Source organism: Streptomyces sp. NPDC085946 (assembly GCF_044540485.1).
Lineage (GTDB): Bacteria > Actinomycetota > Actinomycetes > Streptomycetales > Streptomycetaceae > Streptomyces.
Genome location: NZ_JBITSF010000029.1, coordinates 51,410 through 72,692, shown reverse-complemented (window position 1 = coordinate 72,692; position 21,283 = coordinate 51,410). Strand labels below are relative to the sequence as shown.

General features: G+C 70.5%; 20 protein-coding genes. 3 read left to right on the top strand and 17 right to left on the bottom strand.

The window, feature by feature from the left end:
• Positions 1-157 precede the first annotated feature (157 nt).
• The 10 genes from ACIF8T_RS35425 to ACIF8T_RS35380 all read right to left on the bottom strand — a co-directional run bounded on the left by ACIF8T_RS35425 (position 158) and on the right by ACIF8T_RS35380 (position 10,987).
• Positions 158-313, bottom strand: coding sequence for a hypothetical protein (locus ACIF8T_RS35425; RefSeq protein ID WP_400040943.1), 156 nt, complete (start codon positions 311-313; stop codon positions 158-160).
• A gap of 36 nt (positions 314-349) precedes the next feature.
• Positions 350-724 (bottom strand): DoxX family protein, encoded by a 375-nt coding sequence (locus ACIF8T_RS35420; RefSeq protein ID WP_400040941.1) that lies wholly within the window; start codon positions 722-724, stop codon positions 350-352.
• A gap of 272 nt (positions 725-996) precedes the next feature.
• Entirely contained in the window at positions 997-1,857 is an 861-nt protein-coding gene (locus ACIF8T_RS35415) for a triphosphoribosyl-dephospho-CoA synthase (RefSeq protein ID WP_400040939.1), read from the bottom strand.
• Positions 1,858-2,066: 209 nt separating this feature from the next.
• Positions 2,067-2,924, bottom strand: coding sequence for an intradiol ring-cleavage dioxygenase (locus ACIF8T_RS35410; RefSeq protein WP_400040938.1), 858 nt, complete (start codon positions 2,922-2,924; stop codon positions 2,067-2,069).
• 204 nt (positions 2,925-3,128) lie between these two features.
• Entirely contained in the window at positions 3,129-4,553 is a 1,425-nt protein-coding gene (locus ACIF8T_RS35405; protein ID WP_400040953.1) for a sensor histidine kinase, read from the bottom strand.
• A 71-nt stretch (positions 4,554-4,624) separates the two neighbouring features.
• Positions 4,625-5,359 carry a response regulator transcription factor gene (locus ACIF8T_RS35400; protein WP_400040936.1) on the bottom strand — a complete coding sequence of 245 codons (735 nt, stop codon included), beginning with the start codon at positions 5,357-5,359 and terminating at the stop codon, positions 4,625-4,627.
• 413 nt (positions 5,360-5,772) lie between these two features.
• Positions 5,773-6,756 (bottom strand): helix-turn-helix domain-containing protein, encoded by a 984-nt coding sequence (locus ACIF8T_RS35395; RefSeq protein ID WP_400040934.1) that lies wholly within the window; start codon positions 6,754-6,756, stop codon positions 5,773-5,775.
• A 426-nt stretch (positions 6,757-7,182) separates the two neighbouring features.
• Positions 7,183-8,385: an FAD-dependent oxidoreductase gene (locus ACIF8T_RS35390; protein WP_400040932.1), complete on the bottom strand. Its 1,203-nt coding sequence runs from the start codon at positions 8,383-8,385 to the stop codon at positions 7,183-7,185.
• 240 nt (positions 8,386-8,625) lie between these two features.
• Positions 8,626-9,699, bottom strand: coding sequence for an alpha/beta hydrolase (locus tag ACIF8T_RS35385; RefSeq protein ID WP_400040930.1), 1,074 nt, complete (start codon positions 9,697-9,699; stop codon positions 8,626-8,628).
• Positions 9,700-9,730: 31 nt separating this feature from the next.
• Entirely contained in the window at positions 9,731-10,987 is a 1,257-nt protein-coding gene (locus ACIF8T_RS35380; RefSeq protein ID WP_400040928.1) for an acyl-CoA dehydrogenase family protein, read from the bottom strand.
• Between the two features lie 518 nt (positions 10,988-11,505).
• On the opposite strand from ACIF8T_RS35380, the gene ACIF8T_RS35375 reads away from it, so the two are divergent.
• The 3 genes from ACIF8T_RS35375 to ACIF8T_RS35365 all read left to right on the top strand — a co-directional run bounded on the left by ACIF8T_RS35375 (position 11,506) and on the right by ACIF8T_RS35365 (position 15,119).
• The gene (locus tag ACIF8T_RS35375; RefSeq protein ID WP_400040926.1) at positions 11,506-12,462 is read left to right on the top strand and encodes a helix-turn-helix domain-containing protein; all 957 of its coding nucleotides are present in this window, start codon (positions 11,506-11,508) and stop codon (positions 12,460-12,462) included.
• Positions 12,463-12,564: 102 nt separating this feature from the next.
• On the top strand, positions 12,565-13,773 hold the full coding sequence (locus ACIF8T_RS35370) for an iron-containing alcohol dehydrogenase (RefSeq protein WP_400040924.1): 1,209 nt from the start codon (positions 12,565-12,567) through the stop codon (positions 13,771-13,773).
• Between the two features lie 131 nt (positions 13,774-13,904).
• The gene (locus ACIF8T_RS35365; RefSeq protein ID WP_400040922.1) at positions 13,905-15,119 is read left to right on the top strand and encodes a flavin reductase family protein; all 1,215 of its coding nucleotides are present in this window, start codon (positions 13,905-13,907) and stop codon (positions 15,117-15,119) included.
• Positions 15,120-15,414: 295 nt separating this feature from the next.
• On the opposite strand, the gene ACIF8T_RS35360 is transcribed toward ACIF8T_RS35365, so the two are convergent.
• From ACIF8T_RS35360 to ACIF8T_RS35330, 7 genes are all read right to left on the bottom strand, one after another.
• Positions 15,415-16,206 (bottom strand): SDR family oxidoreductase, encoded by a 792-nt coding sequence (locus tag ACIF8T_RS35360; RefSeq protein WP_355569178.1) that lies wholly within the window; start codon positions 16,204-16,206, stop codon positions 15,415-15,417.
• A complete protein-coding gene (locus ACIF8T_RS35355) occupies positions 16,203-16,622 on the bottom strand; it encodes a nuclear transport factor 2 family protein (protein ID WP_355569181.1) in 420 nt (139 codons plus the stop codon). Before ACIF8T_RS35355 ends, ACIF8T_RS35360 begins: the two co-directional genes overlap by 4 nt.
• 30 nt (positions 16,623-16,652) lie before the next feature.
• Positions 16,653-17,468, bottom strand: a complete 816-nt coding sequence (locus tag ACIF8T_RS35350; protein ID WP_400040919.1) for a CmcJ/NvfI family oxidoreductase — start codon at positions 17,466-17,468, stop codon at positions 16,653-16,655.
• A 51-nt stretch (positions 17,469-17,519) separates the two neighbouring features.
• A complete protein-coding gene (locus ACIF8T_RS35345) occupies positions 17,520-18,515 on the bottom strand; it encodes an alpha/beta fold hydrolase (RefSeq protein WP_400040918.1) in 996 nt (331 codons plus the stop codon).
• 258 nt (positions 18,516-18,773) lie between these two features.
• Entirely contained in the window at positions 18,774-19,406 is a 633-nt protein-coding gene (locus ACIF8T_RS35340; protein ID WP_400040916.1) for a 3-oxoacid CoA-transferase subunit B, read from the bottom strand.
• 1 nt (position 19,407) lies between these two features.
• A complete protein-coding gene (locus ACIF8T_RS35335) occupies positions 19,408-20,103 on the bottom strand; it encodes a 3-oxoacid CoA-transferase subunit A (RefSeq protein WP_365739980.1) in 696 nt (231 codons plus the stop codon).
• Complete coding sequence (locus ACIF8T_RS35330) at positions 20,100-21,281, bottom strand: thiolase family protein (RefSeq protein WP_400040914.1); 1,182 nt, start codon at positions 21,279-21,281, stop codon at positions 20,100-20,102. Before ACIF8T_RS35330 ends, ACIF8T_RS35335 begins: the two co-directional genes overlap by 4 nt.
• Between the last annotated feature and the right edge of the window lie 2 nt (positions 21,282-21,283).

Genomic DNA, 21,283 nt, shown 5'->3' with positions numbered 1-21,283 from the left:
GGGTCGACGTGCTGTGGGCGATGCTGCGTGACAAGAGGCTGTTCACCTCCGCCCCGCCGGTCACGCAGGCGGCTTGACACGATCATTGAGATTCCTTTCAGAAGTCTTGTCTGTCGTCCGCTCCGTTCGGGAGCGGACGCCGCGTCGGTACGACCGGTCAGTCGCAGACGCTGACGATGGTCTTGCCGCGCGCGATGCCCGCGGCGATGGGCGAGGCCGTCGGTGACCTGCCCCAGCGGAAGGACGCGGCGTCTGCCTCGAAGGCGACTGCGGCGACCTGGGCGGCGGCCGACGGTCCGAGTATTTCGCGCATGGGGATTCGCCGCGATGTCCGGCCGGCCGGCCCGGATCAGAAGGCGTAGGGGCCGAACCTTCCCCAGGCGACGACGGCGGCCAGGAGCAGCAGAACGACGTTGGCGCCGATCATCTGGTTCTCCTTGCGGCGGCCGTGGACGACCGCGGCGCCGAGCATGGTGATGGCCAGCCCGGTGGCCGCCAGGGGCACCAGGATCGGCGCGATGTCGAAGGCGGCGGGCAGGACCAGGCCGAGCGCGCCGAGCACCTCGACCGCGCCGATGGCCTTCACGGCACCGGCGGAGTAGTCCTCCACCCAGGCCATGCCCGAGGCGGCCAGCTTCTCCTTCGGTTGGCCCGCCTTCATCAGACCGGCCAGGAGGAAGGCGACGGCCAGGATGCTCGCGATGATCCAGAGGGTGACGTTCACGGTGTCGGACCTTCCGCAATGACTTGACGTTTCAAGTAACAGTAGGGCGAGTGACTTGAAGCGTCAAGTAAAAGACTGAGGCATCGGAAACGTGCGCCGTCGCGGATGTCAGCCCGGGTCCGGGGGCGGCCGGGCTGAAGAGGAGCCGGTCCGGGACCGCGGACGTGTCGCGCGGCCGGACGAGGCGCCGTGGAACATGCCGGTGATGACCAGAGGTGATCGGTGGGCCTCCTGACGGCAGACCCCTCGCCGCCCGGGAGCCGCCGGATGGATCAGCGACGGCTTGCCGAGCCCCGTCGCTGAGAGACTACGGAGCGGGTCTGCGCGGGCAGAGCGTCCAGGAACAGGGCTCCCGCGAGGATCCCGGCGCTGCCGCGGGGGCTCCAGCCTCGTGCGTGCAGGTCGGTGTCCAGGGCCGCGAGTGCCTCGGCGCCGGCGGTGGTCGCGGTGCCGCCCGCGTCCAGGACGGTCCGGGCGCCCGCGTGGACGTGGCGCAGGCCCAACGGTCCCGCGGCGTAGAGGATTTCGTTGTCGCGGAGAGTCGACATCACGGTCAGCAGGGCGTCGAGGCGTGCCTGCGTCTCGGTGGCGCCCGCCTTTCGGGATGCGGCGACTGCCTTGAGCGCGCGGCACACGTGGGGGAAGCCGGCGCGTGCCTCGCCGCGGGCGCCGGCCGCCCCGTACTTCACCGCCATCGTCGAACCGTGTGAGGGCCGTCGTGGGGCCTTCCGGTCGGGGTGCGCGGCGATCCGCTTGGTGGTCGCGGCGACCTCGGCGCCCCTGGCGGACGGATCGAGTGCGGCGCCCGCGACGAGCAGGCCGAGTGTCCACAGGGCTCCCCGGTGGCCGCCGCCGGCCAGACCCACCGAGTGTTCGGTGCACCGTCCAATGGCGCCCAGTTCCTCGCGCAGCAGGGGCGTGGGCTCTCCCGCGCGGCGGGCCGCCGCGGCCATCGCCGTCAGCCCCGGTTCCAGGGCCCGCGCCGACCAGCGCAGGGCCTGGTGGTCCTTGCCCGTGGCGCGCGCCGTGAGATCACGGGGGTCGGGCAGGCCGGGCTTCGGGGCGAGGGCCAGTTCTTCGATCAGAGCGGATACGGCGATGTGGGCGAGTCGCTCATCATGGTGCTTGGTCATGGCTGCCTGCGGAAAGAGTGGGGGCGGTGACTTCGCCGTGGCGTCGAGAGCGCCGGCTCGGCGCGGCGGACACCGGCTCGGTCTGAAAGCGTCTGCGGGAGCGGGCACAGGAGGTCCGGACGGTTCCCGACCGGCCGGCTCCTGTGTCCGCTCCCCGCGCGTCCCGGCGTGCGTCAGCGGGCGCCGCAGCCCGCACGCCGCGGCACGTCCTACTTCGAGGGCGCGGCCGAGGCGGTGGGAAGCACCAGTTCGTCTCCCGCGTTGGTGGCCTCCGGGTCGACACCCAGCGTGATGGAAGCGGCGACGCCCTTGGCGATCCTCTTCTTGTCGTAGCGCAGGGTGAGCAGGCCGCCCGTGGCGCCGCTGTCGTCGTAGATCACGTCCTCCGGGAGGGTGACCCGCTTGACGGTGCTCTCCGAGTACGGCTTCTCCTTGCCGACGGCGAGGACGGCCTGCTCCTCGAAGTAGAGCTGGCCGGTGTGGCAGGTCCGGCCGCCCTCGTAACCGCCCTTGGTCCACTTCCCGTCCACGTGCACCTTGGTGTGGATGTGCACGGCCCGACCCTCGTACCAGCCGGGGAAGATGCTGGTGAAACGGACCTTGCCCGAGTTGTCGGTGCGCTGGGTGCCGCGCAGGTACTTCTTGTTGTCGGTGGGCTCCAGGTGCATGTCGCCGGCGCCCTCCGGGAGCGGCGCATCGGTGGCCATGCCGCCGGGCAGGGCGGAACCCTGCGCCTCGTACCCGGAGTAGACGCCGAGCGCGTCGCAGTGCCAGATGTCGACCGCCGCGCCCCGCACCGGCTTGCACGTCTCGGAGTCGATCACCTTGATGGTGAGGGTCAGCGGAACGCCTTCCTTGCCCTCGGTGACGTCCGATCGGATCTGGTCCACGTCGACGTAGTAGGGGCCCTCGATGGCCTCCGTGCTCAGCCGGTAGCAGGTTTCCCCTGCGCCGCCTTCCGGCGCCTTCGGCTTGGCCTTGGCCGGTGTTTCCTCACCGAGTGCGTTCGAGGCCAGCACACCGCCGGCGCCGACCACGGCGACCGCCGCCCCTCCGGCGACAAGCACCTGTCGACGGGATGTCCTCTTGTGCCGAGCACCATCCTGGTTCACCTACCGGCTCCCTTCCGCTTGGACTGGTTCGCTTCGACCGGCCGTGGACGCTCACGTTGGCAGACCTACCTGAGGCGAAACTGAAATGGCCTGCTGTCCGGTGTCCTGGACGGGCCGTCTCCCCGTCCCCGCTCTTACGGCTGGGACCTGCAGGGATGGTCACATCCTGCGGCCCGCGGGCGGCGCATGCTCCGTCAGAGGCAGCCATACGGTGAACTCGGTGTCGCCCGGTTCACTGCGCACCTCGATCCGCCCTCCGTGCGCCCTGGTGATCGCGGCGGCGATGGCGAGCCCCAGACCGGTGCCGCCCTCCCGGCCGGCGGTGCGGGCCCGGGAGACGTCGGCCCTCGTGAAGCGTTCGAACACCGACGACAGGACCTTCGCGGGGATGCCGGGCCCGTCGTCGTGGACACGGACGACACACTCGGCGTCGGTGGCCTCCGCGGTCACCGTGACCCTCGTCCCGGCCGGCGTGTGCACCCGCGCGTTGGCCAGCAGGTTGGCCAGGACCTGTTGCAGGCGAGCGTGGTCTGCGGCCACGGTCACCGACGCGTCGAGACGCAGGACGACTTGCCAGACGTGATCGCTCCCCGCGGCACGCGCGTCCCACACGGCCTCGGCGACCAGGGTCGCGACGTTCACCTCGGCCGTGCACAAGGGACGGCCCTCGTCGAGGTGGGCGAGGAGGAGCAGGTCCTCGACCAGTCCCGTCATCCGCGTCGACTGCGCGGAGACCCGCCGCCAGGCCAACTGCGGATCCAGTTCCCCGGTACCGCCCGTCATGAGCTGCGCGTATCCCGCGATCGACGCCAGCGGGGTACGGAGCTCATGGCTCGCGTCGGCCAGGAAGCGGCGCATGCGCTCCTCGGTGCGCTGGCGTTCGGCGAGTGAACTCTCCACATGGTCGATCAGCAGGTTGAGGGCGACGCCGACCTGGCCGGCCTCCGTCGCCGGATCGGTGTCGCGCTCGGGAACACGGCTGAGTCCCCTGACCTCTCCTCGGTCGAGAGGCACCCGGGCGACCTCGGCCGCGGTCGTGGCGACCCGACCGAGGGGGCGCAGCTGACGCCGCACCACCACCGCGCCGACACAGCCCGCCGCGGTGAGTCCGATCCCCGCGATCACCAGCTCTGCCACCATCAGGCGGTTGGTCATACGCTGCACGTCGGCCATGGGGAGCCCCGCGATCACCGAGTTCCCGTCGACCTTCAGCGCGGTCAGCCGGTACTCGCCGAGGTCCGGAACCACACGTGTGCGCAGCGAGCCGTTCGCGGTGAGCCCGCCCAGAGCCGTTCGCTGCGCTGCGGAAAGCACCCGCAGACGGCCGTCGTCGGTCACCACACCGGCGGTGAGGACACGGCCGGAGGAGTCGACCCGGGCCCCGAGGGTCCCGACCGGTTGTCCGCGCAGTCTGAGAAACCCCAGAGAGGTGGCATCGTCGGTCCACAGACGCAGCAGTGCGCCCTGGTGCCGTTCGGCGGCCTCGGTGACACTCTGGTCAAGGTCTTCCCGCAGATAGTCCCGCTGCGTGAACACCGTCGCGAACGACATGGCCGCGCAGACGGCGGCCAGCAGCAGGGACATGGAGACCACCAAGCGCCTCCGCAGGGATCCGCCGCGTCCCCGGTGCGCCCCGATGTCCCGGCCGCGCCGCATCAGCATGGTCCGTCGTCCACTCCACGGATCACATAGCCGACTCCACGCACCGTATGGATCATCGGAGCCCGGCCTTTGTCGATCTTCGAGCGCAGGCTGTAGATGTACACCTCGACGAGATTGCCCTCACCGTCGAACGAACTGTTCCAGACGTGTTCGAGCAGCTGCGCCTTGCTGAACACCTGCCGGGGCGAGCCCATCAGGAACCACAGCAGGTCGAACTCCTTCGCCGTGAGGGTGACCGGCGTATCGCCCCGCGTCACCTCACGGCTCCGCTCGGACAGCACCAGATCACCCAGCCTCCGGACGGACTCGTCCGCGGCGGCCTCCGCGATGCCCGCCCCGGAGCGACGCAGCAGTCCACGAAGCCTCAGCATCACCTCCTCCAGGGAGAAGGGCTTGGTCACATAGTCGTCCGCCCCCGCCGACAGGCCCTCCAGGCGGTGTGCGAGCGCGTCGCGGGCGGTGAGCATGAGGACGGGCAGCTCCGCGTTCTCGTACCGCAGCCGCCGCAGGACCCTCAGGCCGTCGAGGTCGGGCAGCATCCAGTCGAGCACGACGGCATGCGGGTCACACTCTCGCGCCGCCTGGACCGCACCGTGTCCGTTCGACGCGGTGAAGGGCTGCCAGCCCTCTTCGGCGACGGCGACGGCGAGCACCTCCGACAGTTCCGGCTCGTCGTCGACGATCAGCACACGGACAGCACTGCCCTGGGCAGCTTCACGGTGAGACATCGTCCCGTCCTCTCCTGCTGGGCCCTCTCGACAGCCCGTACGCGGTCCGGACCCGCGTCTGACGACGGCGTCGCACATCGGGACCGGCGGCGTCGTCCCGCCGGCCGAGCCCTCGCGGCCTACTGTACGAAGCCGGGGCCGGGGCCCTGACGGCAGTGTCCGTACGGCGACACGTCCACCACGGCGCCTTCACCATCCGCTGTCGGTCTGCCGCCCCGGGGGGCGGCGCATCCCGGTCTCGTCCCCCACTGCGCACGAAGGCCGAGCCGGCGTACCCGCCGTGGTCGCGGACCCGGTACGGGGCCCCGGGCGGTACTCCCCCGAGTCCGGCGAGGACATCCGGGTGTCCGACAGCGGGTCGAACGTGGTGAACCCTGCTCGCGTTCCCGGACGTGAGCGATCGCGATGCCGGGTTACGCTCCGGCGCTCCTGCCATGGAGCGCCTCGCGCGGCGACATCCCGAACCGCTGTCGGAAGACGCGCGCGAAGTAGGAGTGGGAGCCGAAGCCGCACTCCCGCGCGATCTGCCCCACCGATGCGCGCTCGGGTGAGGACAGCAACCGGAGCGCGAGGTTGAGGCGCCGGTCGGTGACCCAGTGCGCCACTCCCCCGTGTTGGCTGAAAATGCGCGACACCTGTCGTTCACTGACACCGAGTACCGCCGCGATCCTCGTGGCCGACAGCGTCGGGTCGGCGAGGTGCTGGCGGATGTACGCTTGCGCAGCCGCGAGTTGCGAACCCGCGTCGTTCGCCGCCGGACGTCTGACCATGACGCGCAGGAGCGCGAGCACATGCCGCTCGAGTGCCTCGGTGTCACACGTCTCACCACGCGCGGTGCCGTCGACGAGCTTCGCGAGAACGGCGCCGGGCCCTGGCCGCCCGGCACCGGCCGACAGGTCGAGGACCTCGTAGGGCCTGGGGACGTCGGACGCGACGAATTCCTGGTAGACCGTCTTGGGCACCGTCAGCGCGAGGTGGTCGAGCCCGTGGGCGAAGGCGCGCATCGAGGGGACGTCGGTGTCGCTCAACATGGCCTGCCCGGCCCTGAGAGTGATCACCCCGTCGCGGTAGTAAGCGCACGTCTCCCCCGCCAGCACCGCGGTCAGCAGCACTGTGCCGGACGGGTGCCGCTCGATCTCGCGGGCCGAACGCTCGGCGATGTGCGGCGCGGCGGTGATGTGTGCCAGCCGCAGGCGAGGCGTTCGCACGTTGCGCTCCGTCGCTTCGAGCGCCTCACCCAGGAGTGTGCGGCATGTCGTGTGGACCATGGCCCGCGCGTTGTACTGCTCCCAGAGCTCTATCCGCCGTGACGCAGGGACACCGAGCGTCGAGAACGTCATCGAGGCCGACCGCTGTGCCGGTGGCGTCTCGGGATGCCCTGCCGGCAGCTCACCCATCGGTAGTAGCGGCCTTGCCGATGCGGCTCTGCCGATCCGCGCCGCGGCGCGTGCGATCGGCCGGGGTGCCTGCGAACATCACTTCAGTGCTGTCCCTCAATGTTCTCGACTCCCTGCGACGGTGTGAGCACCGACCGACGGCTTGTCGGTACTCAGCGGCTCCAGTCACGACGCGGTACACAGATTCGCCCGCTTAGCGCCCAACGGTACGCACAGCGTCCAACGCTGGGCAAGACTTTGCACCGGCCGTGATGGGGCCCCTGCTGCCCGGGAAGGGCCGAGCCGACCGGTCGCAGAGCGATCAGCCTCGATGCGAGCGGGTGGGGTGAGAGGGCGGTACATCGATGGGCTCGCCGCCCCTTGCTAAGGATCACCTCGCCCGCGGCTCGCTGTCCTCGAGCGGTGTTTCGTTGTCCTTCAGCGCCTTCAGCTGTCGCTGCCGGCGCCGCCCAAGAGGGACGACGTCCGGTACGGCTGGCTGACGCGCAGCTGCCGGCGGGCGGCCTCGGGGTCGGTGGCGGCCGCGCGCAGCACGTCCAGGGTCTTGTCGACCTCCGCCCGGTCGGTGGTGTTGAACACCAGGGTCTTGAACTGGGTAGCCCGCGGCGATCCGTAGTCGAGGAACGCGTCCCGGCGGCGGAGGGAGTACTCGTCGAGGATCTCGTCGTCCGCGGTCCCCGCCAGTACCGCGGCGAGCGCCTCCGACAGCACGTACGAGTCGAACAGACCGCCGGTGAGGCCCAGCCCACCGATCGGGTTGGTGACGTGCGCGGCATCACCGGCGAGGAGCAGGCGGCCCGCACGATAGCTGGTCGCGGTTCGCTGGTGCATCGTGTACGGGGAGTACTGCACCAGTTCGTAGGACGCGCCGGCCGACAGCAGCCCGGCGAAGAACGCGGCGATCCGGGACGGCACCGTCTCCATCGGCAGGCTGCTGTCCTCGTGGTAGGTGACGCGCCACAGGTCGGACTCGTCGACGCGGGCAATGACCCCACCCACGACCGGGTCGACGACCAGCGTCGAGTCGGCGTATCCGAGGCTCCTGAAGTCGTAGCGGACGTTGGTGGCGATGAACCGCTCGGGCCAGGTCGTCCCTTCGAAGCCGAGGCCGGCCGCGGTGCGCAGGGAGCTGGACGCTCCTTCCGTCGCGACGACGTAGTCGGCGCGGTAGGCGCGAAGGTGCCCGTCCACGAAGGCCGAGACCGACACGCTGTCGGCGTTCTGCGTGACGTCGGTGACCAACGCGTTGAAGAAGACCTCCGAGTCCGAGTACCGGCGCAGATGGTCCAGCGCCACGTCGGCCAGGCGGTCCTGTCCGAGGTGAACGTTGTACGCGTAGGGCTCATGTCCCTCGAACACCCCGAGGTCGAACCGGACCGCCTCACGGTTGGCGTGGTCCCAGAACGCGAGATCGGTCACGCGAAAGCCCGCCTTCTCCACATCATCGAGGATGCCGAGCTCGGCGAGTCCCGGGAGCACTCCGTTGTGGTAGACCATGGCGCGCGGCGAACGGACGATGTCCTGCGCACGCTCGAGAACCGTGACGGCGACCCCCCGGCGGGCCAGTCCGAGCGCCGTCACGAGTCCGACGGGCCCCGCACCGACGACGATCACCTGAGGCTGCTTCATCGCAGCTCCTCCGTTTCTCGAGCATGAACGCATTCGTTTGGTGAGCCTGTTCCGGCGGCGCTGGGAAGCGCATCCGCCGGGGGCTCTGTTCCGCCCCAACCTGCCTCGTCGAGCGCGCGCGTCCGCACAGCTGGCGGAATCGGTCAACACGGTGGCGGGAATGGGTCATCGTCTTCCACCGGCTCACCCGTTCCAGGGCGGCGGCGAAAGCAACGGCACGCACCAGTGGGCGCGCGCCGCTCACAGGTCCTTCGACGAGAGCCACGATGCGATGACGTCGGCGACCTCGTCGCTGTTGCGCTCGCACATCATCATGTGCCCGTTGCCGCGCACCTCGTGGTCGGCGAGCCGGACGTGCTCGGCGGCGACGCCGGCCTGCTGGAGGAAGGCCACCGTTCCCGGATCCGTGCCCATGGCCCACGACGCCTCCCCGGTCACGACGGCGACCGGGACGCCGGCCAGCTTCGGCAGCTTGCGGGCGGGTTCTTTCTGGAGCACAGCGGTCACACCCGAGGGCAGGGTGGCCTCGCGGAGCTCAAGGTCCTCCGGTGTCGTCGCCGATGGTTCGAAGGTCAGCGGGACGGCGGTGAGCCCCCAGGTCAGAGCCCCGGGGGGCGCCCCCCGGAACGACGGTCCGAGCGGCTCGACCGCGACGATGCCCGCCACCAGCCCGGGACGGGCGTCCGCCACGAGCCACCCGACCGGACCTCCGGCCGAATGCGTCAGGAGGATCGCTTCGCCGATCAGGTCGAGGAGCTCGACGCCACCCCGACGGCAGTCGGTGTAGTGCTGCGCGGCGTCCGCGTTCATCGGCCCCATGCCGGCGAGGAACGCGTCGAACGCCTCGTCCCCGTACCGGCCCTCCCCGACCCACTGCGTGTGCAGCTCGGCCCCCGGGTACCGGTCCGGGAGCCGCGACGGGGCGCTGAACAGCCGCTCCACCATCGGTGCGGGAAGCGAGGGGCCGAGCGGCCCCTGGATCTTGGGGTCGGCCGGTGACCGGCCGTGGCCGGGCCGGTCGATCACGTAGACCGCGTAGCCCTTGCGGACGAACCGGTGGACCCAGCCCTCGCCGCCGGCGACGTCACCGAGGTAGTCCAGGCCCTGGCCGCCTCCGCCGTGGATCATGACGATGGGCAGGCGGTGCCGCAGATCCTGCGGGATCCAGTACTCCACGTACGTCTGGCCACGGACGGCCGGCCCGTCGTCCGTCGTGATCGGTTCGACGCCCGTCCAGAAGAATCCGTGCCGAGCGAGCACGAGCGGTTCACCGGCCTCGGAGTGGAGCCGGGCCGGGCTGAAGGGAGGGGTCATGTGAGGTCCTCATGTGGTGTGGCCCGGGGGTTCAGGAGACGCCGCCCGTGAAGGCGTCGAACTCGGACAGCCCGCGCAGGAAATCGACGAAAGGCTGGCTCGAAGGGTGGATGAGGTACATCTCGGAGTCACGCAGGTAGCGCTGCATGCTGTCGCCTCGCCCCGAGGCGCGGGAGCCCGCGGACTGGAAGAGCAGTTGGACCGCCTCGGCCCCCAGCATGGCGGCGCGGCAGGCGAGGGCGTGCAGACGCATCAATTCGGACGGCGTGATCGGCCGGCCGTCCTCGGACCAGCGGGCGTACAGGGCGTCGATCCGACGTGCGGTGTCGACCATCACGGCGTGGGCCGCGTCGGCCAGTGCGGCACCCTTGCCGAGCGCGCGCAGGGCATCCGGGTCCTTGTCCATCTTCTCGGTGCCCAGGATCTGCTTGGTGGTCGGCATGAGCTCGGCCATCCGGTCGACGGCGGCCCGTGCCGCACCGGAGAGGATCGCCGCGAACGACATGTGGTACGTCGGGTCGAAGAGCCCGAGGTAGCGGGGGTTGCCGTGCAGCCGGGTGCCGGGGGTCCCCTCGGAGAAGTCGGTGCGGGTGCCGAACAGGATGTCCTGGTCGGTCACCCAGTGCTCGGGGATGAACTGGTCCTCGATCTCGACCGTGTTCGAGCCGCTGGCCTGCATGCCGAGGGTGGTTCCGTTGCCCCAGTCGGGGAGCACCTTGTACTGGTCGCGGTGCGCAACGAAGGTCACCACGCGCGACTGCTCGCCGTCCTCGTGGACGAAACCGTCGCCTATGAAATGGGTCGACACGGGAGAGCCGGAGGAGAAACTCCACTTGCCGCTGACCCGGTAGCCGCCCTTCACGGGCACGAGCCTGCCTCCGGCCACCGCTCGGTGCGGGGCACGGAACTCACCGTCACCCAGGATCTCCCGCTGGGCCTGCTCGCCGAAGTAGGACGCCACGACGGCGACATGCGTCGCGGACAGGCAGAAGCACCAGCCGGTTCCCGGATGTCCGGCGGAGATGCGGTAGACGACCTCGAAGAACGTCTCGGTGTCGAACTCGTAGCCTCCGAAGAGCTTCGGCTGCAGCATCCGGTAGAAGCCGGCGTCGCGGAAGTCCTGGAGCACTTCGTCGGAGAAGTGGCCGCGCTCGTCCGCCTCCGCCTGCGACCGGCGCAGCTTCGGGATCATCGCCTCGGCCCGTGCGACGACGTCTGCCGGGCGCAGGCCGGGCTCAGGCTGCGGGAGGGGTTCGGTCAGCCGTGACGTCTCGTTGAGGCTGCTCATTCGGACGCTCCAATCGTCTGGCGGTCGGTCTGCATCTTCGATGGAGGCGGCGCGCACAGAAGACCGAAGTCCCGATGGCGCAAGGAAGCCGGCATCGCATGTCCCGTACGGTCAAGGGCGGCAGGTGACCGTCATGGGGGGGCAGCCGGCGCCAGATCTCCGTCCACGCCGCTGCTGCGCTCCGTGGCGAGCCGCCGTGACCGGCGTCACTGGCTTCTTCCTGCTCCACCATGCCAGCATCGGGCGTTGGCCGTACAGGCGTGCGCTAAGCGTTCGAAGTGGCATGAGTCACAAGCGGATGTCCTCCAGGCGCCCGGCGGCCGCGGCTCGAAGACGACACTGTTGCGGTGGAGGACATCGCGCTATAGCTTCCCGAGAAGGCTGCCTCGGACTCCTCACCGACGAGCACGCGGCGGCATGACGGCGGCTCCGCCTCACGCTCGTCCGCATCCCTGGCCGAGACCCTGGCACCACCGAACCGAGCCGCGTCACCCTTCCCTCTGGAGCGGAGTCCGACTGTGCCGTCCCAGCCCTTGCAAGTCCCGGGCCGCCTCGTGGAGTTCGACACCGCGCGGGTCCAGGCGAAGTCGCGCATTCCCCTGTGGGAGGTATTCAACCACCGATGGCTGGCTCCTCTCCGGTGTCGTACGTTCACGGCCGGCGACCTCGAGGCGAAGGTGCGCTGCACCGAGCTGGGCGACGTGAGGATCACGGAGATGCGGGGTCAAGGGCACTTCGTCGAGCGGACCCGTGAGCACATCGCGGCCGGGAACCGTGACGAGGTGTACCTGTTGGTCCTGCTGAAGGGTGAGGGCAACATCCTGCACTCGGGCGGCACCGACCGGATCTTTGCGGGTGACGCCCAGATCTACGACGCCCGAGTGCCGGCCGTGTTCGGCCTGCTCGGCGAGTTCCACCTGATCGCCGTCCGCATCGGCAAGGACAGCCTCCCCGGTCCCACCGCGGTCGCGTCATCCATGCCGACGGTGCTGCGCGCGGCGGACGGCGGGCCCCGGGCCGAGTACACCCGCCGGGCCACGCTCCTCGCCCGGTCCGCCCTTCGGGAGCCCCTCGACGCGCCCGAAGCCGCCGAGCGCACCATGAAGGATCTCTTCGGCCGGCTCCTGGGCGCAGGTGACGCGGCCGAGTCGTACTGGATCACGGCGAACGACTTCGTACGCCGCAACCTGCACGACCCCGATCTCGACGTGAGCCGGGTCGCGAAGGCGGTCGGAGTCAGCACCCGCCATCTCGCCCGGGTCTTCGCGGAACACGGCTCGACCGTCGCCCAGTTCATTCAGACGGCCCGCCTCCAGCACGCCCGGACGCTCCTCCTGGACGACTCCCGGGCGGCCGCCTCGATCGCCGACATCGCCCGCCTGTCGGGTTTCCGGTCGGCGTCACAGTTCTCGCGCTCCTTCCGCGGTGCCTACGGCGCACGCGCGAGCGACATCCGCCGCGGGTCCGGGCACTGAGGACACAGCCGCTTTCCGACCTGCGCCCCGCAGGATGCCGCCCCCGGACCGGCCGCCGACGGGACGACGAACCACTGCCGATGTGTGAAGGGACCGGTCTCCATGCCCGTTTCGACGTTCGACCTGACCCGGCTCGAGAAGGTGGTCTCCGGGCTCGGAGCCACGCGGGAGCTGGCCACCGAGATCGATCGACGAGGAGCATCACGCGTGCTCGTCGTGACGACCGGGTCGCTCCTGGAGTCGACAGCCCTGGCAACGGTCCGCGAGGTCCTGGGACCGCGCCTCGTCGGCGTACGTACCACGGCTCAGCACGCCCCGTCGGACCGGGTGCGGGACATCGCCCGGGCCCTCGGCGAGACGGACGCCGACGCGGTGGTCAGCCTGGGAGGAGGCAGCGCCGTCGACTCCGCCAAGGTGGCCGTCGCCTCGCACCTCGCCGGCCGGGACGTCACGTCCGAGGCCGGTGTACTGGACCCGGCTGCCGGTTTCGGCTCCGACGGCGACCCGGGTTTCCTGCACATCGCGCTGCCGACGACCCTGTCGGCGGGTGCCTTCACCCCCGCCGGAGGCGTGTCCGACGTCGAGACCCACCTCAAGTTCGCCGTCATCCGTCCCGAGCTCCAGCCGCGCGTGGTCATCCACGACGTCGAGCTGACGCGGGAGACCCCCGACTGGCTCTGGCTCTCCACGGGTGTACGTGCCCTCGATCACGCGGTCGAGGCCATCTACGCCAAGCGGCACCACCCTCTGTCGGACGCGGTGGCCGAGCAGGCCATCCGGGCACTGGTCACCGACCTTCCGCTGTCCGTCCGTGCGCAGTCCACCCTGGACAGCCGCCAACGCTGCCTCGACGCGGCCTGGATGTCCCTCTTCGGCGGTTTCAACACCGGGCTGGGGCTGTCCCACTCGCTCGGCCATCAGATCGGGCCGGCCTGGGACGTACCGCACGGCTACACCTCGTGCGTCATGCTGCCGCACGCGATGCGCTTCATGGCCGGCATCGCCCCCGAGCGCTTCGCGCCGATCGCCCGCGCCCTGGACGTCCCGTACGACGCCGCCACCGCGCGCCGGGCGGCGATGGCCTGTGCCGACCGGCTCCACCGGTTCATCGCGGCCTTCGGCCTGCCGACTTCCCTCGAGGAGGTCGGGGCGGACCGACAGGATCTGCCCAAGGTCGCCGAACAGACGCGTGAGGAGCTGGCGGTCTTCGACGCGGTGGACCGGCCCGTGTCGGCCGACGAACTGCTCACGCTCCTGCAGGCCGCGTTTCCCCGTGTCACGGTCCCGGGATCCGGCTCGGGAGACTCCTGACGTACCCACGAAGGTCCGCGGGTCCGGGCGCCGGTTCGAGACGTGCGACTTGTCGATTCCCGCCAAGCGGGTCCCCGGCGCCACGACACGGTTAACGTTCCTGGCCACAGGTCAGCGGGACAGGAGGAGCGGTGGACAGCGAACGGTACCGCGACGTCATGGGCCACTACCCCACCGGCGTCGTCTTCGTCAGTGGCATGTGCTCGGGCGAGCCGGTCGGCATGGTCGTCGGCACCTTCAGTTCCGTCTCGCTCGACCCGCCGCTGGTGTCGTTCATGCCGATGAAGACCTCACGTTCGTACGTCCGGCTCCTCGAATCACCCGTTCTGTGCGTCAGCGTCCTCGCCCACGACCAGGTCGACGTGTGCCGGACACTCGCCGGATCGGCCGCCGACAAGTTCGACAAGGTCCCCTGGTCGCTCTCGTCTTTCGGGGCGCCCGTCGTCGAAGGGGCCGTCGCCCACGTCCACTGCACCCGCAGGACGCAAGTCGACGCCGGCGACCACTGGATAACGCTCTGTGACGTCGTCGACATGGAGGTCGCCCGCTCCGTCACGCCCATGCTCTTCTTCCAGGGCGGCTACGGGGCCTTCTTCCCGAAGAGCATGTCCGCCCGGGGCGACGCCGAACTGTTCGCGGCGCTTCGCCTGGCCGACGTGGCGACACCCGAGGTCGAGGCCCTCGCCACCCGGCTGGACTGCGAAGCCGCGGCTCTGGTCGTCGTCGACGACGACGAACTGACGACCGCGGTCGCGGCCTACGGCGGTGACGCGGAGACGGGCGGGCAGCTCGGCCAGCGGATACCGCTCGTACCTCCCATCGGCATGGCGTACATCGCAAAGGCGGCACCACCGGTGGCCGAACGCTGGCTGGCCACGCTGGCCGACGCCGACCAGCTGGCGTCGTACCGCCGGCGGCTCGACAGCATCGTCGCGCACGGCGTCGAGATCACGATGGCCGGATCCGACGCGCGCGCGTTCGAGCGCCTGCACGACGTCCTGACCGACTACGCCACCGGCCGATTCACCCCCGCGGGGCGACGCGCCGTCATCTCCGACCTGGCTCGGGCACCGGTCTTCACCGAAGAGGTGCGCCTCGACGACCACGAGGTCTTCGACGTCGGTTCGATCGTTGCGCCGGTCCACAACCCCGAGGGAGACGTCGCCCTGCTGGTCAGGATCGGGCAGCTGCCCTCGTCGAGCACCGGGGCCACGGTCAAGACCTGGATCGCGCTGCTCAAGGAGACGGTCGCGACGATCGAGCGGGGCCTCGTCGACGGAGCCGGCCGTGCCCGGCTGGAGGAGTACCGCAAGCGGTTCGCCCGCTCGGCCGAGCGGCCGGCCTGACCGTCTCCGTCGACGGGACCGGCCCTGCGGCCGAGCCCCGGTTCCCGCCGCGGCGCACGCGGACGACGGGCACCACACCCTGGAGCAGGGCCGCGATCGCGAGGTACACCAATCACCGCGGTGAAGCCGAACACGCTGCCTGGGCAAGCGGAAGGACCTCCGGTTCGCGCAGTGGTCGCCTGCGGCGGATCCACTGCTCGTCCGGAGGTCCTTCCCGGCAAGCATCTGCTCAGGGCTCGCCCCTGTCACTCCGCGGGGCCGGAGGGGGAACCCCCGAACCGGCCCCTCGGCCGCGTCACTCCCCCGGTGCAGCTCCGCCGATCGCCCCGGCCTCGCGGAGGAAGTCGGTGAGCCGCTTGTTCCCGCCGTGGGACCACTCACCGCCGTCCACCGGGATCTCCGCTCCGCTGATCCACGAGGATTCCGGTGAGACGAGGAAGACGACGAGAGGGCTGACGTCGTCCACCGTGCCGAGCCGGCCCAGCGGCACGTTCGCGAGGGTCGCGTCGCGCATGGGCTGCCCCAGGAACCCGACCATGGGGGTGTCGATGAACCCGGGACTGATGGTGTTGACCCTGATCCCGCGCGGACCCAGTTCCTGGCTCGCGCTCCGGGAGAGGCCCCGCAGGGCCCATTTGCTGGCCGTGTACGCCGGCAGTACCGCGCCCAGCATGCCCGCGAGCGAACTGACGTTGACGATCGAACCGCCCTCGGTCATCAGCGGCACCAGGTGCTTGATCCCGAGCATCGGGCCGGTGACGTTGACCCCGAACACCCGGTTCCACTCGGCCAGTTCGAGGTCCTCGAACGTCGGGGCGGCGCTGGCCACCCCGGCGTTGTTGACAAGGGCGTCCACCCGGCCGTAGGTGTCGCCGAGCCAGCTCGCGAAGGCCCGCCACTGCTCCTCGTCGGCCACGTCCAGCGTCCGGAACACCACCGCGTCGGGCAGCTTCTCCCGGGGCTCGCCGATGTCGGTGGCGATCACCGTGGCGCCCTCGGCGGCCAGCGCCACCGAGTGCGCCAGGCCCTGCCCGCTCGCCGCGCCCGTGACGACCACCACCTGGCCCCGGGTACGGCCCCCGCTCATCGAGCGTCCTCGGCCGACGCCGTCACGGCGGTCAGCAGGTTCGCCATGTGCTGCGTGTCCATGTACTCGCGCACGGTCCTGATCCGGCCGTCGGCCACCTCGTAGACGGCGGCATACCGGTTCTCGTAGCCGGTTCCGTCCCGGAACGAACCCGTGCCCTGCGATTCCACGAGCACCCAGCCGCCCTCGGCGATCAGATGCGTGATCTCCACCCGGGGGCTGTCGTCAGCGAAGAGGCCGAACACGACCGGCAGTTGCTTGAGCGTCGTCTCCCGGTCCATCGTGCCGGCGCCGGGGAACTCGTAGCCCATGATGGTGTACTGCACGTCGGGAGCGAGCAGCTCGCCGAAGCGCTCCCAGTCCTTGCGGTTGAGCGCGTCGACGAGCGCCCGAACAGTGGCCTTGGCCTCTTCCATCGTTGTTCTCCTTGGTCACCGGGGTGTGGTCTAGTCGAAGAAGGCCATGAACCGGGCCTCGATGCTCTCCCTCGGCAGGGCGTCGGCCGGGGCGTCGGGAATGCGGAAGGCGGTGTGCATGACGCCGCTGACCCGGCTCGGGTCGGTGTCGTAACCCTTGAAGACCAGCACCTCGTCGGCGCGCATGCCCGGGAAGTAGTTCCAGCTGTGCTGCGGGTTGGCCGTGGCCAGCCGGGACTCGAAGAAGCACGACGGGAAGTTCTCCGGGCCGAGCCGGGTGTCCATCAGGAAGATGTCCTCCTCGGGCACCGACGTCGGGTCGGCCACGGCCAGCAGGTTGTCCTGCGGCGGCGGCGAGATGACCCGCCAGGTCTGGAACAGCGCCATGCGGCCGTAGGGCGCGATCGGACCGTCGTCGGTGGCGGACAGTTCCAGGAACGACTCCATCGAGCGGTCGGTGAAGTCCAGGTGCGCGAAAGCGGCGGGCAGCAGGTGGTCGTTCATGCTCTCGCTCTCGCCCTTGTTCATCCTGGACCGGCGAATCTGCATGCCGCTGCGCTGGGGCCGGACCTCGCGGGCGCCCGTCAGTTCCTTGATGAAGGCGCTCATCTCGTCGAGATAGGCCGTCTCCAGCTCCTGCCGGGTGCCGGTGACCGCGATGGCGCTGTTGTGCTCGTACAGCCGGAACCCGTTCACATCGAGGTCGAGTTCGGCGTTGCGCGGCCGGGCGTCCCGCACCGTCACCGGCGCCGGGGCGATGTTGACGGTGGTGCGCTCCTTCTCCACGAGGTCGAACCGGGCACGCCCGTCGACCTTGAGCGCGTAGTTGATCTCCGCGGCAATCATCTGGTGAGACTCCTTCGTCGCACTGCTGATTCTTCGGGGCGCCCGGCGGTGTCAGCCGAGCCGCTTGTGCAGCCAGGCGAGGATCACGTGGAGCGCCTCTCGGTTGTTGCGCTCGAACATCACGCCGTGGCCATTGCCATGGACGCCGTGGTCGCCGAGGCGCACCAGGTCGGCGTCGCAGCCCGCCTGCTGCAGGAACGCCATGAGGTGCCCGTCGAACCGCATGAACGGTGACTGCTCGGCGGTGACCACGGCGATCGGCACCCGGGCAAGGTTGACGAGTGTGCGGGCCGGTTCCTCCTGGAGGGTCATCGGAGGTTCGCCGTCCTGCGGCGTGGTGACCAACCTCAGCTCCGAGGCGTCCGCCACGGGTGGGTCGAAGGTCATGGGTACGCTCGCCAGTCCCCAGTCCAGGGATGCGCCGGGGCCCCTGCTGAGGAACGGCGGTCCGATCGTCTCGATCGCCACCAGCGCCTTGACCAGTTCGGGGCGGGCGTCGGCGGCGAGGTAGCCGGCCGGGCCGCCGGCCGAGTGGCAGAACACGATCGCCGGGCCGACCTGGTCCAGGAGTTCGGCCATCCGGGTCCGTTCCAGGGCGTGCATGGCGGCCCAGTCGGCCGGCATCGGACCGAAGCTCGCGTGCAGGTCACGGACGAACGGGTCGTCGGTATCCCGGCCGCCGGGCCACTGGGTGTGACCGGCCGCCGCGGCCGCCGGAGCGAAGACGTTCATCATGGCTTCGACCGGCATGGTGGGCACCATCGGGCCGAGCACGTCCGGGTCGTAGGGCGACCTGCCATGTCCGGGCCGGTCCACCACGTAGACCTCGAAACCGGCTTCGACGAGGAAGCTCGCCCAGCCGGACCGCCCGTCGGGGGTGCTGAGGTAGTCCAGCCCCTGACCGCCGCCACCATGTACCAGCACCACCGGGTGGGGCTGGGTGACCTCCTGCGGTGCCTGCCATTCCACGTGCATCGGACCGACCGAGACGGTGCCGGAGCCGGTGGTCCGCTGATCGGAGCCGACCCAGAAGTGTTTCCGTGGCATGAACGTTCTCTTTCACTCAGGCCGAGATGCCGCCGAGCAGGAGGGATCCACGACGGCCCTCCGTACCCGACCGACGGTGTCACCCACGAGTAACAGCCAGATGGCACTGGCGGATTCGGTCACGTCGATGGCGGCAAAGTGCGCACCGGCCCGACGTGCGGAGCCGGCGGACGGCAGGACACGGCGGGCACGCGGACGCCCGGCCGCCGCCGTCCCGGGCCGGCGCTTCGAGGCCGGTCCGGGCTTGCAGCCGTGTGATCAGCCCACGGCCAGCGGCACGTCCAGCCGGGCGCGGAGATCGTCGAGCCCGATGCCGAAGGTCTCCCGCACGAGCACGCCTTCCGGTCCCACGTCGAAGACCCCGGCGTCGGTGTAGACCCGGCTGACGCAGCCGACGCCGGTCAGCGGGTAGGTGCACTCCGGGACCAGCTTGGACCGGCCCTGCTTGTCGAAGAGCTTCATCATCACGAAGGTCTGCTTGGCACCGATGGCGAGGTCCATCGCACCGCCCACGGCCGGGATCGCGTCCGGTGCGCCGGTGTGCCAGTTGGCCAGGTCGCCGGTGGCGGAGACCTGGAAGGCGCCGAGCACGCAGACGTCGAGGTGACCGCCGCGCATCATCGCGAACGAGTCCGCGTGGTGGAAGTACGACGCTCCGGGCAGTTCGGTCACCGGCACCTTGCCCGCATTGGTCAGATCGGGGTCGATCTGGTCGCCGGTGGCGGCGGGGCCCATGTTGAGCATCCCGTTCTCGGTGTGCAGCACCACGCCCGAGCCCTCGGGCAGATGATCGGCCACCTTGGTGGGCTGGCCGATCCCCAGGTTGACGTAGGAGCCGGCCGGGATGTCGCGCGCGACGACCGCGGCGAGTTCGTCTGGGGTCAGTGCCATGTCAGCGCGCTCCCTGCACGGTGTAGTGACGAGCCTCGACCCGCACGATGCGGTCGACGTAGACGCTCGGGGTGACGACGGCCTCGGGGTCGAGATCGCCGGTCGGGACCACCTCGTCGACCTGGACGATCGTGGTCGCGGCCGCGGTCGCCATCACCGGCCCGAAGTTGCGGGCCGTCTTGCGGTAGACCAGGTTGCCCATCCCGTCGGCGCGGTGGGCGCTGATCAGCGCGACATCGCCCTTGATCGGGTACTCGAGCACGTAGTCGCGCCCGTCGATCGTGCGGGTCTCCTTGCCCTCGGCCAGCGGTGTCCCGACGGCCGTCGGGCAGAAGAACGCGCCGATACCGGCGCCGGCCGCGCGCAGCCGCTCCGCGAGGTTGCCCTGCGGGACGACCTCCAGCTCGACCTTCCCGGCCCGGTACAGCTCGTCGAAGACGTAGGAGTCGCTCTGCCGGGGGAAGGAGCAGAGCACCTTGCGCACCCGGCCCGCCTTCAGCAGCGCCGCCAGGCCCACCTCGCCGTTGCCGGCGTTGTTGGACACGATGGTCAGGTCCTTGGCGCCCTGACGGATCAGGCCGTCGATGAGGTCGAACGGCATTCCCGCCATGCCGAACCCGCCGACCAGGACGGTGCTGCCGTCCTCGATCCCGGAGACCGCCTCGTCGACCGTGTCGAGGATCTCTGCCCGGCTCACGCGGCCACCTCCGTGTTCTCCAGAACCACTGCCAGGCCCTGCCCGACGCCGATGCAGATCGCGGCGACACCCCATCGCTCGCCGCGCTCGCGGAGCACCTTGGCCAGCGTGCCGAGAATGCGGCCTCCGCTGGCACCGAGCGGGTGGCCGACCGCGATCGCGCCGCCCTTGGTGTTGACGATCTCCGGGTCGATCCCCCAGGCGTCGACGCACACCAGCGACTGCACCGCGAACGCCTCGTTGAGTTCGACCGCGCCGACCTGCTCCCAGGTGACACCGGCCCGCTTCAGAGCGATGCTGGCCGCCTCGACCGGGGCGTAGCCGAACGCCTGGGGGTCGAGGGCGAAGGCGCCCCGGCCCGCGATGCGGGCTACCGGCTCCAGGCCGATCCGCTCGGCGGCGGCCTCCGATCCCAGGAGCACGGCGGACGCGCCGTCACTGAGCGGGGAGGCGTTGCCGGCGGTGATGGTGCCGTCCTTGCGGAAGCTGGGCTTGAGCCCGGCCAGCTTCTCGGGCGAGGAGTCCGGCCGGATGCCCTCGTCACGGGTGAGGCCCTCGACGGGAGCGACCAGATCGTCGTAGAAGCCCTCGTCCCAGGCGGCTGCGGCGAGCCGGTGCGAGCGGACGGCGAACGCGTCCTGCCGTTCCCGGCCGACCCGGTACTTGTCCTGGAGCTGTTCGTTGGCCTCGCCGAGGCTGACCGTCCACTCCTCGGGCATGCGCGGGTTGACCAGCCGCCAGCCCAGCGTCGTCGAGACGGCCGTGACGTTGCCGACCGGGAAGCCCTTGGCCGGCTTCGGGAGCACCCAGGGGGCGCGCGTCATCGACTCGACGCCGCCGGTCAGGACGACGTCGGCGTCACCGGTCTCGATCGCGCGGGAGCCGATCATGGCGGCGTCGAGCGAGGAGCCGCACAGCCGGTTGACCGTGGTGCCCGGGACGCTGGTCGGCAGGCCGGCCAGGAGCGCGGCCATCCGGCCGACGTTGCGGTTCTCCTCCCCGGCGCCGTTGGCGTTGCCCCAGACCACCTCGTCGACGGCGGCACGGTCCAGCCCGGGCGCCCTGGCCAGCAGCGCCTCGATGACACCGGCGGCCAGATCGTCGGGCCGGGCGCCGGCCAGGGCGCCCCCGAAGCGGCCGAAGGGGGTGCGGACGGCGGTATAGACGTAAGAACTCATGC

What these genes read in the sequence shown, in the direction of transcription:
- ACIF8T_RS35415 (WP_400040939.1), bottom strand. Translation starts at nt 1,857, where the DNA reads ATGACCAAGCACCATGATGAGCGACTCGCCCACATCGCCGTATCCGCT.
- ACIF8T_RS35345 (WP_400040918.1), bottom strand. Translation starts at nt 18,515, where the DNA reads ATGCCACGGAAACACTTCTGGGTCGGCTCCGATCAGCGGACCACCGGC.
- ACIF8T_RS35385 (WP_400040930.1), bottom strand. Translation starts at nt 9,699, where the DNA reads ATGACCCCTCCCTTCAGCCCGGCCCGGCTCCACTCCGAGGCCGGTGAA.
- ACIF8T_RS35395 (WP_400040934.1), bottom strand. Translation starts at nt 6,756, where the DNA reads ATGGGTGAGCTGCCGGCAGGGCATCCCGAGACGCCACCGGCACAGCGG.
- ACIF8T_RS35360 (WP_355569178.1), bottom strand. Translation starts at nt 16,206, where the DNA reads ATGAGCGGGGGCCGTACCCGGGGCCAGGTGGTGGTCGTCACGGGCGCG.
- ACIF8T_RS35370 (WP_400040924.1), top strand. Translation starts at nt 12,565, where the DNA reads ATGCCCGTTTCGACGTTCGACCTGACCCGGCTCGAGAAGGTGGTCTCC.
- ACIF8T_RS35405 (WP_400040953.1), bottom strand. Translation starts at nt 4,553, where the DNA reads ATGTCCCTGCTGCTGGCCGCCGTCTGCGCGGCCATGTCGTTCGCGACG.
- ACIF8T_RS35390 (WP_400040932.1), bottom strand. Translation starts at nt 8,385, where the DNA reads ATGAAGCAGCCTCAGGTGATCGTCGTCGGTGCGGGGCCCGTCGGACTC.
- ACIF8T_RS35355 (WP_355569181.1), bottom strand. Translation starts at nt 16,622, where the DNA reads ATGGAAGAGGCCAAGGCCACTGTTCGGGCGCTCGTCGACGCGCTCAAC.
- ACIF8T_RS35330 (WP_400040914.1), bottom strand. Translation starts at nt 21,281, where the DNA reads ATGAGTTCTTACGTCTATACCGCCGTCCGCACCCCCTTCGGCCGCTTC.
- ACIF8T_RS35400 (WP_400040936.1), bottom strand. Translation starts at nt 5,359, where the DNA reads ATGTCTCACCGTGAAGCTGCCCAGGGCAGTGCTGTCCGTGTGCTGATC.
- ACIF8T_RS35350 (WP_400040919.1), bottom strand. Translation starts at nt 17,468, where the DNA reads ATGATTGCCGCGGAGATCAACTACGCGCTCAAGGTCGACGGGCGTGCC.
- ACIF8T_RS35340 (WP_400040916.1), bottom strand. Translation starts at nt 19,406, where the DNA reads ATGGCACTGACCCCAGACGAACTCGCCGCGGTCGTCGCGCGCGACATC.
- ACIF8T_RS35380 (WP_400040928.1), bottom strand. Translation starts at nt 10,987, where the DNA reads ATGAGCAGCCTCAACGAGACGTCACGGCTGACCGAACCCCTCCCGCAG.
- ACIF8T_RS35425 (WP_400040943.1), bottom strand. Translation starts at nt 313, where the DNA reads ATGCGCGAAATACTCGGACCGTCGGCCGCCGCCCAGGTCGCCGCAGTC.